Below are 14697 nucleotides of genomic sequence, written 5' to 3'. Positions count from 1 at the left end.
GCGACGCTTACGGGGGTGGGCGTCGTCAGCCCCGCCGGTTGCCTCTCTGAGATGATCACCGCGTGTCCCGTCCGCAGCAGATCTTCGCAGTCTCACCGAATCTCCGCCCGGCTTCCACACCGCCGGGCCGGCGCAGCGCGCTGCTCGACCACGCGATCTCGCTGACCGGCGCCCGCCGCCCCAAGGTCTGCTTCGTCCCCACCGCGGTCGGCGACGACCCGGCCGCCATCGCCAGCGTGGCCGCCGTGCTCGCCGACGTCGACGGCAGCCATCTGGCGCTGTTTCCCCAGCCCAACGTCCGCGACGTGCGGGCCTTCCTGCTGTCGCAGGACCTGATCTGGGTCGGCGGCGGCAGCGTGGTCAACCTGCTGGCCGTCTGGCGGGCGCACCGGCTCGACGAGATCCTCCGCGAGTGCTGGGCGGCCGGGGTGGTGCTCGGCGGCGGCAGCGCGGGCAGCATCTGCTGGCACCTGGGCGGCACCACCGACTCGTTCTCCGACGACCTCGACCCGGTGACCGACGCGCTGGGCTTCCTGCCCTACAGCAACGGCGTACACCATGATCTGACGACGCAGCCGCGGCGTGCCCTTTTCCAGCGGTTGATCGACGACGGGACGCTGCCCTCGGGGTATGCCACCGACGACGGCACCGGCCTGCACTACGTGGGCACCGACCTGGCCGAGGCGGTCACCTCGGTGCCGGGCGCCGACGCCTACCGGGTCGAGCCCGGGGTGCACCGGCCGCTGGGTGCCCGGCAGATCTAGGCCGTGTCCTGTCGATCGTCGTGAGCCGAGACGGAGTCCAGATGTTGTCTGGTGGTGGCCCGGGATTGCCGGGATACCGGTGTTGTATCTCGGTGATCCCGGGACGCCGCCAGGCGGCAGCTGGGCCCGGCGCAGGCCGCGATGAGCGGCAGGACACGGCCTAGTCCGCCTGCAACTCGGCGGTCCCAGGGCCCGTCGCCGGTGCGGCCGGCTCGTCGGGCTCGTCCGGCTCTTCCAAGCTGCCGTACTTGGCCAGCATCAGGCTGGACGCGATCGCGAGCGCGAAGCCGACCACCGCGACCGGAATGAAGCCGCGCCGGGTGGTGTCGCCCAGGGCGATCACGCCGACTACCGACGGGAGCACCGTCTCGCCGATCACCAGGCCGGCGGTCACCGTGGTGACCGAGGCCCGCTGGAGGCCGATCGTGTAGAACACGAACGCCAGGCCGCCCGCGACCACCAGCGTGTAGAGCTCCGGCCCGGTGAACCACTTCGTCCACTCGACGTCGGAGATCGACCGCGCGGCGAGCGCCACGATGCCGAAGAACAGGCCGCCGACCAGGCCGAGGCTGGCGGCCCGGACCGGCTCCTTGAGCTTGAGGGCGGCCAGACCGATCAGGGCCAGCACGGGTACGGCGATCGTCACCCCGATCCGGAACGACCACGAGGGCTGGTCGGCGTTCTCCCGGCCGGCCGAGACACCGAGCAGCGCGAGACCGACGCAGACGCCACCGACCGCGCCCCACTGGACGGCACCGAGCCGGAGCTTGAGCAGCGGGATGGCGATCACGGCGGTCACCGCGAGGCTGGCCGCCAGGGCCGCCTGCACGAGGAAGATCGGCACGCTGCGCAGCGCGATGAACTGGAAGACGAAGCCGAGCCCGTCGAGCCCCAGACCCAGGATGTAGCGCCACTGCGCGACAACCTTGACCAGCGACTTGGCGTCGACCTCTTCGCCACCGGCGGGTGCCCGGCGGGCGGCCATCGCCTGAAACACCGAGGCCGATCCGTAGCAGATCGCCGAAACGATCGCCAAGACCAGACCCATGAGCTGACCGTACGGGCGGCCGGCTTGCTCGGTGGGCGATTTGCCTGGTTTCGGCTTTAGCGGTCGGTCGCCGGCACGCTCGGCTCGACCGTCGGCTCCGGATCCGAGGGGCTTGGCTCCGGACTCGGCGTCTCGTCTTCAGGCAGCGGGGTCGCGCCGGTGGTCGGGTGCGGCCCCGGCGAGGTCTTCGCCTCGGCCGACGGCGTGGGCGTCGCCGTAGCAGCGGTGCTCACCATCGGAACCACAACCGGCCCGTCGTCGTAGACGTCTTGCTGCGCGGCCGGCGAAGGCACCTGCTCCTCGGGCGCGGTGCCCATCGCACCGGCCCCGCCCTCGGCGGTCTCGGTCGGCCCACGCTGGCCGAGCGCCCAGCCCGCTGAGATCACCACGGGCAGGCCGATCCCGAGCATAAGCGCGAGGATCTTCTTCGGCGTGAGCTGCACACCGTTAACACCGCTCCGGACCTGCGCCAGGTTACGGCTGGTCAGGTCACGGGTCGTCACATCTTCGTCGACCGCGGCGGTCATCACGCGGAGACGAGCACGACGGCCGGGTCACCGGTCGCCGTCGGGGTGACCTCGGCGGCCGGCGGCGTCCCGGTCGCTGAGGTGTCGGTCAGCGGCGTGTCCGGCTCACCCTCGGTGGCGCCGCCGCCGTCGCTGGCCGGCGGGCCGGCCGGTTCGCTTTCGGTGCCGCTGCCGGCCGACTCGGTGGGTGCCGGTGCTTCCTGGCTGGGCGGCTCGGCCGGCGCGGTCGTCTCGGGTTCCTGGACCGGCTGTCCCGGGCTGGTCTCGGTGGGCTGAGCGGGCGCGGGCGCCGCCTCGTCGGGTGCCGGCGCCACCTGCGGCGCGCCGAGGGTCACGACGATCCGACCGTCGACCGCGGCCAGGGTGGCGGTGAAGGTGGTGTCGGCCGCGACCGTCGAGTCGGGCACCGCCAGCGGCCCGAACACCCGCGTCGTGCCGTCGTCGACGGTCAGCACCGCCGAGTGGCCAGGGTCGGCTGCCTTGGCCGCCACGGTGACGTCGCGCGCCTTGCCGTCCCAGTCCTTGATGATCGTCTTGGGGTCGACCGCCGCACTCCCGCCGTAGGTCAGTGTGTCGTCCTTGCCGAGCACACCGTCTGCGCCGGGCTGAAGCGTCCACGCCGGCGGCTGGTTGGCCAGGTCGGTGGTCGCGACAGCCGGGTCGGCGGGATCGCCGAGCTGCACGACCGCGGGCCCGGCGGCCGGGCCGGCGGCCTTGTCGACCAGTGGTGCCGGAATCACCACCACCTTGCCGTCGGCCGCGACGAGGACGGCGTCGCTCTTCTCGCTCTCCGGCCCGGTCCAGCCGGCCTTGACCGGCACCACCGTGTAGCGCCACGAGCCGACCGGCACCTGCGCGTCGGTGCAGGTCTCCTTGGCCACGTTTTCCTCGCAGCCCCCGTGTGGCTGCTGTGCGGTGCCGCTCAGGTCGTACCGCTTGATCCGGTAGCTGTCGACCTTGCGCTCGCCGAACGTGTTGGGCGTCCAGGAGACCGTGACCAGGTTGCCTTTTGCCGCGACCACCGGCTTGTTGCCCTGGGACAGCGTCGCGGTCCCGGCGGTCAGCACGACCTCTTCGCTCTGCACGCGCCAGGCGGCGATGGCCGCGCCGGCACCGGCGACCAGGGTGACGGCCGCGATTCCGCCGAGCACGGCCGGAGAGGTGGCGATCAGTCGCTTCACTTGTTCACCTTCGTGGCTACACCGGTGATCCGGATGGTGAAGGTGACCCCCACGCATTGGTCGGTCACCGAAATGGGCATCCGGAACGGGATCGAACCGGCTTCGCGCGCCTCGAGTGCGCGCAACGTCATGGGCAGCTCGCCCTGGTGCGGACCGGCGGCCAGGTTGGCGGGGCCGGCCGGGCAGTCCCGGCGGGAACTGTCGGCCACCTCGCCGCCGAGGCTGGTGATCCGCAGGTCGAACGGGTAGGGGTTGCGCACCAGGACCGGGACCGACCGCTCGGCGCCCGGGTAGAAGCCGGAGACCGGTGTGGCCTCCACGGTGAAGGTCCGCGGTTGGTCTGGCCCGGCGCCCGGCCAGGGCCGGCCCACGCCGGAAAGGCGTAGGTCGGCCCCGGCCGGTTGTGCGGCCGAACCGGCCGCCACGCCCACCAGGGTGAGCGCCAGCGCGGCGGCGCTCAGCGCCGTAATCAGTTTCACGAGCTTCAGTCCGGGAGGCTCACGCCGGCCAGCGCGAGCGTGATCTCGAAGGACGCGCCCTGGCAGGACTGCGGCGCGTTGTCGAGCATCTCGACGGCGTCTTCGACGACGAAGCTCTTCGTGCCGCCGTCACCGTCGACCCGCTGGGCGATCGCGGTCTTCGTCGGCTTCAGGCGGACGCTGGCGGCGGTGCATCCCGCTTTGGCGTGCGCCGCGTCGACCGTCACCCGCGGATCCTTCGAGAACGACTGCACCTCGACGGCGAAGTCGTTGGGATTGGTGACGCTGACCTCGATGGCCGCGCTGCCGCCCGGGAAGAGATGCCCCGTCGGCGTGGCGGTCGCCTGAAGCGCGGTCACCTCCGACGCGGTCACGGTCGCCGTGGCGTTTCCCGTGACCGACCATGCCGCCCACGCCACGCTGGCGATGCCGGCGACGATGACGACGACCAGGGTGATGACGGCGGTGCGCTGGGAGATGTTGCGCATGGGACGTTCGCTCCTACCGAGTGCGGTTTCAAACGGCTCGGCGGTCAGGCCGCGTGGTTGGCCGGAGTGACAATTGGTCGCCCGGCCGCGCTGTCAGCAGTGGCGACGGCCCGCTTCGTGAACGCGCGCATCGGCGGATGGTCCTTTCAAAGCGGGGCTTAATTGGGGCGAGAGAAAATCTCGATGGCGCCGGCCCGGTGGAGGCGGTCCGGCGCCGAGAACAACAATGCCCGAGATCTTGCTTTCCACTCAACAAGCAACCGTCCGAGCTTCTCTGTGCACAAATTCCCGAACTAAGCCCTGACGGCTTAACCCCTTAGAGCGATCCGCTATGCCCGTTAAGTCCCCTTTAGCCGCGTTCTGTGATCGCCAAAAGTGCTCTGACCTGCGAAAACACCTGGCTAGCACATGGCTCATTGCCACCACCAGCGGAGTACGTCCATAGCGCCACTGACCTGGCACTTCGCTGGATCTTCGGCCTTTGCGAGTTCTTCTCGCGGTCCACCGTCCGGCCGCCTCGCCGCGGCGTCGCGGCGAGCAATTCTCGGTGCTATTCGACGAGCAATAGTCGCGATTAAGCGCGCCGAATGCGGCGGGCTCATCGAGCAATAATCGCATTATTCGCCCGTCACCTATTCGGGGTCATCCGGTCCGGCGGCGCCATTCGACTAGTTCGACCGGCAGAACCGCTTGTCGGCGAGCAATCACAAACCGTGTTCTCTATGCTGCGATCTCGTCCGCTTCCGGCATAGTTTCCCTCGTCGCCGCAACTGGGCAGAAACATCCGGTATGCGCCGCGGCACCCTCCCCGAATACATAGCCGGCCCGGACGCCGGCACGCACTAGGAGAACTCCGTTGCAGAAGCGTTCGAAGCGAATCCTTGCCGCCACCCTCGCCGCCGCGGGCGTCCTCGCCGCTGCAGGCACCGCTTGGGCGGTGTTCTCTCGGACAGGCACCGCAAACGCGACTGGTACCGCCGAGACCTTCAACTCCGTCACGGTCAACGGTTCGTGGCTCGGCCGCGGCCCCGGGCAGCTCTCGCTGCTGCCAGGAGAGAAGGGCAGCGTGAACATCCAGGTCTCGAACCCCGCCAGCAACACCGTCAACGCCCGAATCAAGAAGATCACGCCGAGCGCAATCCTCGGCGGCCACATCACCGGGGGTACCGACGCGGGCTACTGCGCCAGCATGCTTTCAGCCGTCACCTACGAACCCGGCACAACGGGACCGGTGATCGCCAACGACAACCAGCTCAACAACGTCAAGCTCCAGGATGCGGTGCTTCTCCAACTCGCAGCGGACGAGCGGTGCTCTGGGATCAGCTTCGCGACCTCCTGGACGGTGGAGTTCGAGGCGACTCGCGACGGGGCCACCTCGGGCCCGATCGTTCTTAATCCGTGAATGCACGGCCCAGCAACGTCGCCGTCGCCGGATGGTGAGCCGCTACCCACCACCGGAGCCGACGTGTTGTCGCTGCTCGGCGTGGCCCTCGGCGCCGTGGTACTCGGGTCGCTAGTTCGCAGGTTTGGCCGGCGATCATCGTTGTGAGGCCAAGGCGCCCCGCATCTCTTCGGAGGTGCGGGGCGCTTTCGTTGTCCGGGTTAGCCGACTGGCTTTACGTAGCGGTGGCAAGGCACCGGGATTGGGCCGTCGGCCGTGTTGGCCGGGTAGTCGAAGACGCCCGCGTCGGACCAGCCGCTTCGTTCGTAGAAGCTGCGGGCGCGGGCGTTGCCCGCCACCACCGCGAGCCAGGCCTCCCGATACCCCTCGGCCGCGACCAACCGCTCGGCCTCCGCGAGCAACAGAGCCGCGACGCCGGAACCCCGATGCGCCCGGCCCACGTACACCTGCTCGACCTCGTCATCGACCACCATCACGAACCCGGCTACCACGCCCCCGACGACGGCGACCGTCGTGTGCGCCACCCCTTCGACGGCCCGGACCTGGAAAGACTCCGGCGTCCGGACCGCGACCAACGCATCCGGCACGTTGCCGAGATGGCCGTCGGCCCAGCCCGATTGCCAGATCGACGCGATCGCCGAGGCGTCGTCGTCTGAAGCCGGGCGGAGGGTGACCTTCGGCATGGGCCGAGGCTACGGAAGTGTCAGAGGCCGGCGCTACGGTCTTTCCGTGTCCGCGCCCGGCGACGTGCCACCGCAGATTCTTGATCGGCTCCGGCCGGTCTGTCTCGGGCTGCCTGAGACCTACGAAGAGCCAGCCTGGGTCGGCGTGCGTTGGCGGATCCGCCAGCGCACGTTCGCCCACGTGCACACCCTTGACCCCGACCACCCGCGGGCGCGCGGGAAGCCGCTGGTCGTGATGACCTTCCGGGCGCCCGATGACGAGGTCGCGGCCTTTGCCAGCCAAGGGCCGCCCTACTTCAGAGCCGACTGGGGCACCAACGTGGTCGGCATCACGTTCAGCCGGCGCACCGACTGGGTCGAGGTTGGCGAGTTGCTGACGGAGAGCTACCGCATCATGGCGCCCAAGAAGTTGGCCTCGCGCGTGAGCCAACCCCCGGGATAACAGGGCGATTTTGCTGCGCCGTGCAGATCGCCCAGCGATGATCGGAGCATGGCAAAAGCGTGGATTCCGGTCATCGGCGGCCCGCAGGATGGCACTCAGATTGAGGTGCCGATCACCGACGACCTGCCGCCGAGCCCGCTGACCCACGAATGGCGCTGGACCGGGCCCGACGGCGACGTGAAGGTCACCCAGACCTACGTCGCCGACGACGCGCCTGGCAGCGACCCGCCGTGGCGCTACATCCCCGAGCGCTGACGGCGGGCGGCACACGCCGTCGCGGAAGTACGCTTAGGGGCATGCCCACGAGCGCGCCCATCTTCTATGACGATGTCCTCAACGGCATCAGCATTTTCTTCCTGGTTCTCTCGCTGGTGCTGATCGGCGTGGCGTTCGTGCACTGCCTCACCCAACGCACCGACGCCTTCCCAGCGATCGGCACCCTGCCCAAGGGCGGCTGGCTGGCCATCCTGGGCATCTGCCTCCTGCTGTCATTGCTCCCGTTCGGCACGTTCAGCCTGTTCCGGCTGGTCGGCATCGGCGCGGCGCTCGTCTACCTGCTCGACGTGCGTGTCGGGCTCAAAGACCTGACCGACGGCAAAGGCTTCTGGTGAGGGATTTCCGCTGGCCACCACCGCCCGACGGTGGCCCGCGGACCTACGGCCCCGGCCCGAGCGCACCCCGCAGCGGGCGCCCGACGCTGCCCGAGCCGGAGACAGAACTGGTGGCGACACCACATGGCGTCCGCCTCGAGCGGCTCGTCACCGGCACCGGCACCCCGACCACCGTGTTCGCGCACGGGCTGGCCAGCGGCATCGCGGTGACCCGCCCGCTGGGCAGCGCCGTCGACGGGCGCAAGGTGTTCTTCCAGTTCCGCGGCCACGGTCGCTCCGACGCACCAAAAGGGCCGTGGACCTACGCCGACCTGGCCCGTGACCTGCGGGCCATTTCCGACCTCTCGGGGGCGACCCGGGCGCTCGGGGTGAGCCTCGGCGCCGGCGCGCTGACCCGGCTCGTCGCCGACAGTCCCGACCGGTTCGACCGGCTGGTCTTCTTCCTGCCCGCCGTGCTCGACCTGCCGCGGCCAGCCGCGGTCAAGAGCCGGCTGGCCACCCTGGCCGCCGCTGTCGAGGCGGGTGACGTCTCCGCGGTCGCCGACGCGATCTCCACCGAGATCCCGCCCAACCTGCGCGGCACCCCGGCCATCTGGGCCTACCTGCGGCAGCGGATCGACCAGTTGATGCGCGACGGCCTCGCCGCCGACCTGGCCTCGCTGGCCGACGAGGTGGCGATCGCCGATCCGACCCGGCTGGGCCGGGTCACCGCCCGCACGCTGGTGATCGGCAGCGCCGGCGACGAGTTGCACCCGGTCGCGGTCGCCGAGCGGCTCGCGGCCGTGTTGCCCAATGCCACGCTGCACGTCTACGACCGGCCGGGCGTGGTCTGGACCGAGCGGTCCGATCTGCGCGCCCGGATCTCCGAGTTCCTCAACGCGCCGGAGTAGTCTGCCCGGTCATGGGCGTTTCCGAACATGGCCGCACACACCGTCTCGACCTGATCGACCCGACGCTGCGCGAGTGGGAGTGCACGGTGCTGCACTCGTCGCCCGACGAGGGCATCGTGCTCGACCGATCGGCCTTCTACCCCGGTGGCGGCGGCCAGCCGCCGGACCACGGCACGCTGCTCTGGCAGGGCACCCAGACCCGGATCGTCGGCACCCGCAAGGGTGACGATCTCTACCTGCTGCCCGCCGAGGGCGACCCGTTGCCGCCGGTCGGCACCGCGGTCACCGGTGCGGTCGAAGACGGCCGCCGCACGATGCTGATGCGCACCCACTCCGGGCTGCACGTGCTCTGCGGCGTGGTGTTCCGCGACTTCGGCGCGCTGGTCACCGGCGGCAACATGGAGCCCGGCGAGGCGCGGATGGACTTCAACCTGCCCGAGGTGCCACCAGACTTCAAGATCAAGCTGGAAGAGCTGGTCAACACCGAGGTCACCGCCGACCGGGCGGTCGCGGTCAAGGTGCTGCCGCGCGACGACGCGCTGGCGCTGCCCGACATCATCCGCACCCAGTCCAACCTGATCCCCGCCGACGAGCAGGAGATCCGCATCGTCGACATCGTCGGGCTCGACGTGCAGGCCGACGGCGGCACCCACGTCGCGTCGACCCGCCAGATCGGCCGGATCCAGGTCGTCAAGGTCGAAAGCAAGGGCAAGGCCAATCGGCGGGTACGCGTCCGCATCGCCGACTGACGTTCGAGCACGCGAGAGGGGACCGACCAGCCGGTCGGTCCCCTCTTTCGCGACGCGTACCCCTACTTGGTGTTGGGGGTGGTGTTCTTCTTCGGCGGGGAGACGGTCTTCTTGGCGATCGGCTTGGTCTCGCCGGAGCCGATCGTGCCGTGGCCGTTGCTGGTTACGTGCCCGTTGCTCTCCGGCTTGACCGGCTTCTCGGTCTCGATCATGTCGGCCTGCACCGTGTCGGCCGCCTGCACCACACCGGTGCCCACGACCTTCTCGCCGCGCTCGATGAGCTGGGTGTAGAACGAGATCGCCCGCTCCTGCAGCTCCTGCGCGCCGACCGCGAACTGACCGGCCTGGCGCATCGCGAGGTCGCGCAGCCGGTCCATGTCGAGGTCTTCCTTGCGCAGCTTGACCGCGCGCTCGTTGGCCTGCCGGTAGGCCGCGGTGGCCCGCTTCTGCAGCTCGGCGGTCGTGGTGATCACCTGCTGACGAAGCTCCGCGCCGTTGTTGGCGGCCTTGTCGCCCAGGTCGTTGGCGTAGGCCGGCAGCTTGAGCAGCTGGCGGAACGCCATCTCCCCGGCGCCGGCGGCCGCGTACAACGGAGCCGGAATGCGGGTCGTCTTCGGCTGGGACATCAGTTCTCCTCCTCGGCGGCCCTTGGTGCCGCCTTCTTCACGGCCTTCTTGGCCGTTTTCTTGACCACCGGCCGGCTCTTCGCCGGCGGTGTTGGGGTGGCTTCGGTGTCGCCGGGCCAGCCGGTCGGGGCCTCGGTGGCCCCGCCGGCGGCACGACCGGCCGCGGCGGCAGCGGCGTCGGCGGCGCGCGCGGCCTGGGCGGCCGCCTCGCTCGCGGCTTCGGCCTGCTTGGCCGTCTCCGCTTCCGCTTCGGCGTGCCGCGCGTTCTCGCGGCGGAACGTCTCGTAGATCTGGCTGAGCGACTGCTTCTGCGCGATCGTGAGCTCGGAGTCGGCGGCGATCGCGGTCAGCACGCCATACCCCTCCTTCTCCTCGAGCAGGCCGGCGCGCAGATACATCACCGGGGTGGAGACCCGCAGTGCGCTGGCGAGCTGTTGGAGCACCTCGGCGCTGGGCTTGCGCAGCCCGCGCTCGACCTGGCTCAGGTAGGGGTTGCTGACGCCCGCCTGCTCGGCGAGCTGGCGGAGCGAGATCTGCGCGTTACGCCGCAGATCGCGGATGAACCCGCCGACATCGCGGGGCAGATCTTTCGAGGGCATGCGTACGACGGTAGCTCCGTCTGCTAGCTCCTGCAAGCGAAACGCTAACAGCAGTTAGCAGTGTCATGAGTCTCACCAAAGGCTGCGCAGTTCTCCCACTCGCGCTCCCCCGCCGAGAATCGGCACGTCAGCGGTCTCTTCCAGAGCGGCGCCGGTGACGCCGATCCGGCGCAGCGCCGACACCAGCACCGGCCGGTTGCCCCGGTGCGCGCCGTCGTCCATCTTGATCGCCACCGCCCCGGCGCCGGGCACGGCAACCGCCATGACCCCTTCCGCACCAGCTTTCACGAGCATCCCGGGGATGGCCCGCATCAGGTTGCTCTCGGTCGTGTCGCGGCCGGAGACCAGGTCGGGATGCGCCCGCATCGCGTCGGCGGGGCTGGCCTCCACTGTGCCGTCGACCAGCCGCAGGAAGCCCCGGGCCAGCGCGGTCAAGGACAGCCCGAGCAGCGGCGCGCCGCAACCGTCGACGGCGGTGGCCACGATCTCCTCGCCGGCGACGTCGGCGACCGCGGCGGCCAGCGCCTTTTGCAGCGGGTGTTCGGGTTGCAGGTAGCCCTCGATCGGCCATCCGGCGGCCTGGCAGGTCAGCAGCATGCCGGTGTGCTTGCCGGAGCAGTTCATCTGGATGCGCGACGGCCCGCCACCGGCCCGGATCACGTCGGCGGCCGCGGCCGGGTCGAGCGGCATGTCGGGCGGGCAGCCCAGCGCCGACTCGTCGAGCCCGGCCTTCCACAGCAGCGCCGCGACCCGGTCGACGTGGATGTCCTGACCCCAGTGGCTGGCGCAGACGAGCGCGAGGTCGGCCGGGTCACCGAGCCGCAGGCCCGCGCGGAGCATGCCGACCGCCTGCATGGGCTTGTTGGACGAACGCGGGAACATCGGCGACTCGACATCGCCCGCGGTCGCGACGGCGGTGCCGGTCGCGTCGAGGACCACCACGGAACCGTGGTGGTAGCCCTCCGGGAAGCCGGAACGAACGACCTCAGCGAGGCGTACGCCGCCTTCGTAGAACTTGCCCATGGCGCGACGGTACCTCTCGGCTCAGCGGTTGGTCTTGAGACCGAGCAGCTCACGCGCGTCGAGCGGGGTCATCGGCGGGCGCTGGGCGAGTTGCGCGAAGCCGACCGCGCGGGCGACGAGCTGCATGTTGGACTCGACCGGGCGGCCCTTGGCGTAGGTGACGGTGTCTTCCATGCCGACCCGCAGGTGCCCGCCGGCCGACAGCGACGCCAGCAGCACCGGGATCGCCGTGCGGCCGATGCCGGTCGCCGAGAACGTGGTGCCCGCCGGCAGGTTGCGCACCTCGTTGGCGCAGGCGACCAGAGCGGCGGTGGTGCCCGGCATCCCGCCCGGCACGCCCATCACGAAGTCGACATGCACGTGCCCGCCGGCTGGCAGCCCGTGCTTGCCGAGCAGCCGCTCCAGCGCGGCGAGGTGGCCGAGGTCGAAGATCTCGTATTCAGGGACGATGCCCCGCTCCTGCATCCGGGTGTGCAGGTCGACGATGAACTCCCAGCGGTTGAGGAACACGTCGTCGCCGAAGTTGACCGTGCCCATCGTGCAGGAGGCCATGTCGGGGCCGGCGTCGAGCACCCGCAGCCGGTCGGCTTCGGGGTCGGTGGTCGCGCCACCGCTGGAGAGCTGCACGATCAGGTCGGTCGACTCGCGCAGCGCGGTGACGGTCTCCCGCAGCCGGCCGAGGTCGAGCGTCGGCCGGGCGTGCTCGTCACGGATGTGCACGTGGATCACCGAGGCGCCCAGCGCCGCACATTCCTTGGCGGTCACCACCAGCTCATCGAGCGTGACCGGAAGGGCCGGCACGTCAGCCTTGGCCGACTCAGCCCCGGTAGGCGCCACCGTGATCAACGTCGTTGTTGTCATGGCGCGATAGTAGAACGACCCCTTACGGCTGGTCGATCGCCGCCGTGGACTCGCCGACCTGGAGGGTCGCGTCGTCGGCGACGTTGCGCTTGAGCACGGCCAGCGCGACCGCGCCGAGTTCGTGGTGGCGCACCGCGGTGCCGACGAAGCCGACCGTGCGGCCGTCGACGGTCACCTCGGTGTGCCGGGCCGGCGGCTGGTCGGTGGTGATGCCGTCGAGGTGGAGCAGCACCAGGCGGCGCGGCGGGCGGCCGAGGTGGTGCACCCGGGCGACCGTCTCCTGGCCGCGGTAGCAGCCCTTGTCGAGGTGCACGGCCGGCGCGATCAGGTCGACCTCGGCGGGAATCGTGCGGTGGTCGGTCTCCCAGCCGAGCCGCGGGATGCGGGCGGCGACCCGGGTGGCCTCGTAGGCCCACAGGCCGGCTGGCGCGATGCCCAGGTCGAGCGCGCGGGCGGTGGTGCTGGCGAACTGGTCGCGGGGCACCAGGAAGTCGACGCCGAGCGCGGTGCGCCGGGCGAAGCCGCCGCCGGGCAGCGGGCGGGTGTCATAGATCGTGGTCGGTCGGGCCGGCGCGTCGCCGGCGGAGAACTTGGCGGCCGGCACGGCGACCGCGTCGGGCTCGCGCAGGCTGCCCAGGCTCTCGTCGAGCTTCGCAGCGGCGCCGACCGCGTGGGGGCCGATCAGGGAGAACATGGCGTATTCGGCGCTCGCGTCGCGCGGGTCGACCTTGGTGAAGAACCGCATCATCTCCAGGTATTTGAGGAGACCCGCGGTGGCGCCCGGCTCGGTGTCGAGCCAGGTGGTGGTGCCGTCTTCGGCGACCACCGCGTGCTGCTCGACGTGCCCGTGCGGCGACAGCACCAGCAACTCGCTGCCCTGCCCGGCGTGGAGGTCGGCGAGGTGCTGGGTGGTCAGCGTGTGCAGCCAGGAGGCCCGCTCTTCGCCCGGCACGGCGATGATCCCGCGGTTGGAGCGGTCGACCAGCCCGACATCGGTGGCCAGCAGCCGCTGCTCGCGGTTGGGGTCGCCGTAGTGCGCGGCCACGCCATGGTCCGCACTCTCTTCGTCGATCGCCTCAACAGCGATCGCACCGGGTGTGTCGATCATCCCTGCTCCTGCCCCTCACAGCCGCCGCAGTCGCCGAACAGCGCCACGTGCCCGACGTCGACCCGGAAGCCGCGGTCGGCGGCCAACTGGTCGACCAGCGGCTGCAACACCGCCGGGTCAACCTCGGTCACCTCACCGCACGACCGGCACACGAGGTGGACGTGCTGATGCCCGCCCGCCGCGTGGTAGGTCGGCGAACCGTGCGAGAGGTGCGTATGGGTAACCAACCCGATGTCCTCGAGCAGTTCCAGGGTGCGGTAGATCGTGGTGATGTTCACACCGGCGGCGGTCTCCCGCACGGCGTTGTGCACCTGCTCGGGCGTGGCGTGGCCCAGTTGGTAGACGGCTTCCAGAACGAGTTGCCGCTGCGCGGTCAGCCGGAGGCCCCGCGCGCGGAGAACTTCGGCAAGCGAGGAATCCGACACCTTCAAATGATAGGTCGCCGTTATTGAGCGTCGGTGACCTTGGTCCAGCGGCCGGCGAACTCGCCGATGTAGGGCGCCGGGCCGGGCAGCGGACCGGCGTCGGGCTGGAAGATGCCGGCCATGACCAGCGCCAGGTAGCGGCGGCGGAGTTGGCCGCGGCGTTCGTCGTCGCCGAAGCGGATGGCCGCGATCATCTCGAAGATCTGGCCGAGGTCGGCCAAGGCGAAGTCGGGCCGGACGGCGTGGGCCGCGTGCAGGCTGTCGAAGAGTCGCTGGTTGAGCTCGCCGGCCCGGATCGCGCCGCGGGTGTGCTCCTCGGTGGGCTGGAAGGTGCCGGCCAGCCGCTGGGTCAGCGAGTGTGTGTCGGCGTCGACGACCCGGACCATGAAGGTCCCGAACGCCTCGGCCGGATCGGTGCCGGCGTCGAGCGCGGCGTTGGCCTCTTCGGCGATCTCGTTGTAGAGCAACAGGCCGTCGAGACAGAGCTTGGCCAGCAGTTCCTCTTTGCTCGGGTAGCGGCGGTAGAGCGCGCTGATCCCGACGCCGGCCTTGTGCGCCACGGCGGAGATCGGCGCGGACGGGTCAGCGATGAACACGTCGCGGGCGGCGTCGAGGATCACCGCGTCGTTGCGTGCGGCCTGGGCTCGCCGGCCGCTCAGCGGGACGGTCGTCATGACACACAACGCTACCACCCTCGCGGAACGAAGAGTTCTGTTCTGCTGCTTCAAACTATGGAACGGATTATTCCGCTCTGCTAGTCTGGGTTCGGAACAGTTCATTCCGCTCCGCTT

The 14697-nt window shown here is 70.4% G+C and carries 20 protein-coding genes; 7 read left to right on the top strand and 13 right to left on the bottom strand.

The genetic code is table 11. From position 1 onward, the window contains the following. Positions 1–62 precede the first annotated feature (62 nt). Positions 63–764 carry a Type 1 glutamine amidotransferase-like domain-containing protein gene (locus tag DFJ67_RS13680; protein WP_116068223.1) on the top strand — a complete coding sequence of 234 codons (702 nt, stop codon included), beginning with the start codon at positions 63–65 and terminating at the stop codon, positions 762–764. A gap of 160 nt (positions 765–924) precedes the next feature. Here the strand turns inward: DFJ67_RS13680 and DFJ67_RS13675 are convergent, their stop codons facing one another. Genes DFJ67_RS13675 through DFJ67_RS13655 form a run of 5 tightly spaced genes read right to left on the bottom strand, consistent with a single transcriptional unit; the run spans position 925 to position 4487 of the window. Next, positions 925–1812, bottom strand: a complete 888-nt coding sequence (locus DFJ67_RS13675; protein WP_116068222.1) for a DMT family transporter — start codon at positions 1810–1812, stop codon at positions 925–927. Between the two features lie 56 nt (positions 1813–1868). Then, the gene (locus DFJ67_RS13670) at positions 1869–2339 is read right to left on the bottom strand and encodes a hypothetical protein (protein WP_116068221.1); all 471 of its coding nucleotides are present in this window, start codon (positions 2337–2339) and stop codon (positions 1869–1871) included. Beyond that, on the bottom strand, positions 2339–3520 hold the full coding sequence (locus DFJ67_RS13665; protein WP_116068220.1) for a hypothetical protein: 1182 nt from the start codon (positions 3518–3520) through the stop codon (positions 2339–2341). Before DFJ67_RS13665 ends, DFJ67_RS13670 begins: the two co-directional genes overlap by 1 nt. Beyond that, positions 3517–3999, bottom strand: a complete 483-nt coding sequence (locus DFJ67_RS13660; protein WP_116068219.1) for a hypothetical protein — start codon at positions 3997–3999, stop codon at positions 3517–3519. The genes DFJ67_RS13665 and DFJ67_RS13660 overlap by 4 nt, the downstream gene beginning before the upstream one ends. Before the next feature lie 5 nt (positions 4000–4004). Beyond that, entirely contained in the window at positions 4005–4487 is a 483-nt protein-coding gene (locus DFJ67_RS13655) for a hypothetical protein (protein ID WP_116068218.1), read from the bottom strand. 856 nt (positions 4488–5343) lie between these two features. On the opposite strand from DFJ67_RS13655, the gene DFJ67_RS13650 reads away from it, so the two are divergent. Further along, positions 5344–5889, top strand: a complete 546-nt coding sequence (locus tag DFJ67_RS13650; protein ID WP_116068217.1) for a hypothetical protein — start codon at positions 5344–5346, stop codon at positions 5887–5889. Between the two features lie 200 nt (positions 5890–6089). On the opposite strand, the gene DFJ67_RS13645 is transcribed toward DFJ67_RS13650, so the two are convergent. Further along, a complete protein-coding gene (locus tag DFJ67_RS13645) occupies positions 6090–6572 on the bottom strand; it encodes a GNAT family N-acetyltransferase (protein ID WP_116068216.1) in 483 nt (160 codons plus the stop codon). 46 nt (positions 6573–6618) lie between these two features. On the opposite strand from DFJ67_RS13645, the gene DFJ67_RS13640 reads away from it, so the two are divergent. From DFJ67_RS13640 to DFJ67_RS13620, 5 genes are read left to right on the top strand one after another with little or no spacing between them, the layout of a single operon-like run. Further along, positions 6619–7014 (top strand): MmcQ/YjbR family DNA-binding protein, encoded by a 396-nt coding sequence (locus DFJ67_RS13640; protein ID WP_116068215.1) that lies wholly within the window; start codon positions 6619–6621, stop codon positions 7012–7014. 48 nt (positions 7015–7062) lie between these two features. After that, entirely contained in the window at positions 7063–7269 is a 207-nt protein-coding gene (locus tag DFJ67_RS13635) for a hypothetical protein (protein ID WP_116068214.1), read from the top strand. A gap of 41 nt (positions 7270–7310) precedes the next feature. Then, on the top strand, positions 7311–7625 hold the full coding sequence (locus DFJ67_RS13630) for a DUF2516 family protein (protein WP_116068213.1): 315 nt from the start codon (positions 7311–7313) through the stop codon (positions 7623–7625). Next, the gene (locus tag DFJ67_RS13625) at positions 7622–8515 is read left to right on the top strand and encodes an alpha/beta fold hydrolase (RefSeq protein WP_116068212.1); all 894 of its coding nucleotides are present in this window, start codon (positions 7622–7624) and stop codon (positions 8513–8515) included. The genes DFJ67_RS13630 and DFJ67_RS13625 overlap by 4 nt, the downstream gene beginning before the upstream one ends. Before the next feature lie 11 nt (positions 8516–8526). Further along, positions 8527–9264, top strand: coding sequence for an alanyl-tRNA editing protein (locus DFJ67_RS13620; RefSeq protein WP_116068211.1), 738 nt, complete (start codon positions 8527–8529; stop codon positions 9262–9264). Between the two features lie 62 nt (positions 9265–9326). Here DFJ67_RS13620 and DFJ67_RS13615 read toward each other — a convergent pair whose 3' ends face one another. From DFJ67_RS13615 to DFJ67_RS13585, 7 genes are all read right to left on the bottom strand, one after another. Then, positions 9327–9890 (bottom strand): hypothetical protein, encoded by a 564-nt coding sequence (locus DFJ67_RS13615; RefSeq protein ID WP_116068210.1) that lies wholly within the window; start codon positions 9888–9890, stop codon positions 9327–9329. After that, positions 9890–10489: a helix-turn-helix domain-containing protein gene (locus DFJ67_RS13610; protein ID WP_116068209.1), complete on the bottom strand. Its 600-nt coding sequence runs from the start codon at positions 10487–10489 to the stop codon at positions 9890–9892. The genes DFJ67_RS13615 and DFJ67_RS13610 overlap by 1 nt, the downstream gene beginning before the upstream one ends. A 72-nt stretch (positions 10490–10561) precedes the next feature. Continuing rightward, on the bottom strand, positions 10562–11512 hold the full coding sequence (locus DFJ67_RS13605; protein ID WP_116068208.1) for an asparaginase: 951 nt from the start codon (positions 11510–11512) through the stop codon (positions 10562–10564). Positions 11513–11533: 21 nt separating this feature from the next. Beyond that, complete coding sequence (locus tag DFJ67_RS13600) at positions 11534–12373, bottom strand: beta-keto acid cleavage family enzyme (RefSeq protein ID WP_116068207.1); 840 nt, start codon at positions 12371–12373, stop codon at positions 11534–11536. Between the two features lie 22 nt (positions 12374–12395). After that, positions 12396–13481 (bottom strand): CAF17-like 4Fe-4S cluster assembly/insertion protein YgfZ, encoded by a 1086-nt coding sequence (gene ygfZ / locus DFJ67_RS13595; RefSeq protein WP_116068206.1) that lies wholly within the window; start codon positions 13479–13481, stop codon positions 12396–12398. Further along, positions 13478–13906: a Fur family transcriptional regulator gene (locus DFJ67_RS13590; protein WP_116076176.1), complete on the bottom strand. Its 429-nt coding sequence runs from the start codon at positions 13904–13906 to the stop codon at positions 13478–13480. Before DFJ67_RS13590 ends, ygfZ begins: the two co-directional genes overlap by 4 nt. 20 nt (positions 13907–13926) lie before the next feature. Then, entirely contained in the window at positions 13927–14580 is a 654-nt protein-coding gene (locus DFJ67_RS13585; protein WP_116068205.1) for a TetR/AcrR family transcriptional regulator, read from the bottom strand. Positions 14581–14697: the final 117 nt, after the last annotated feature.

Origin of the sequence: Asanoa ferruginea (assembly GCF_003387075.1) — a bacterium.
GTDB classification, from domain to species: Bacteria; Actinomycetota; Actinomycetes; order Mycobacteriales; family Micromonosporaceae; genus Asanoa; species Asanoa ferruginea.
Note: the sequence above shows the minus strand (reverse complement) of the source record. Positions and strands in the feature narration are given on the sequence as shown.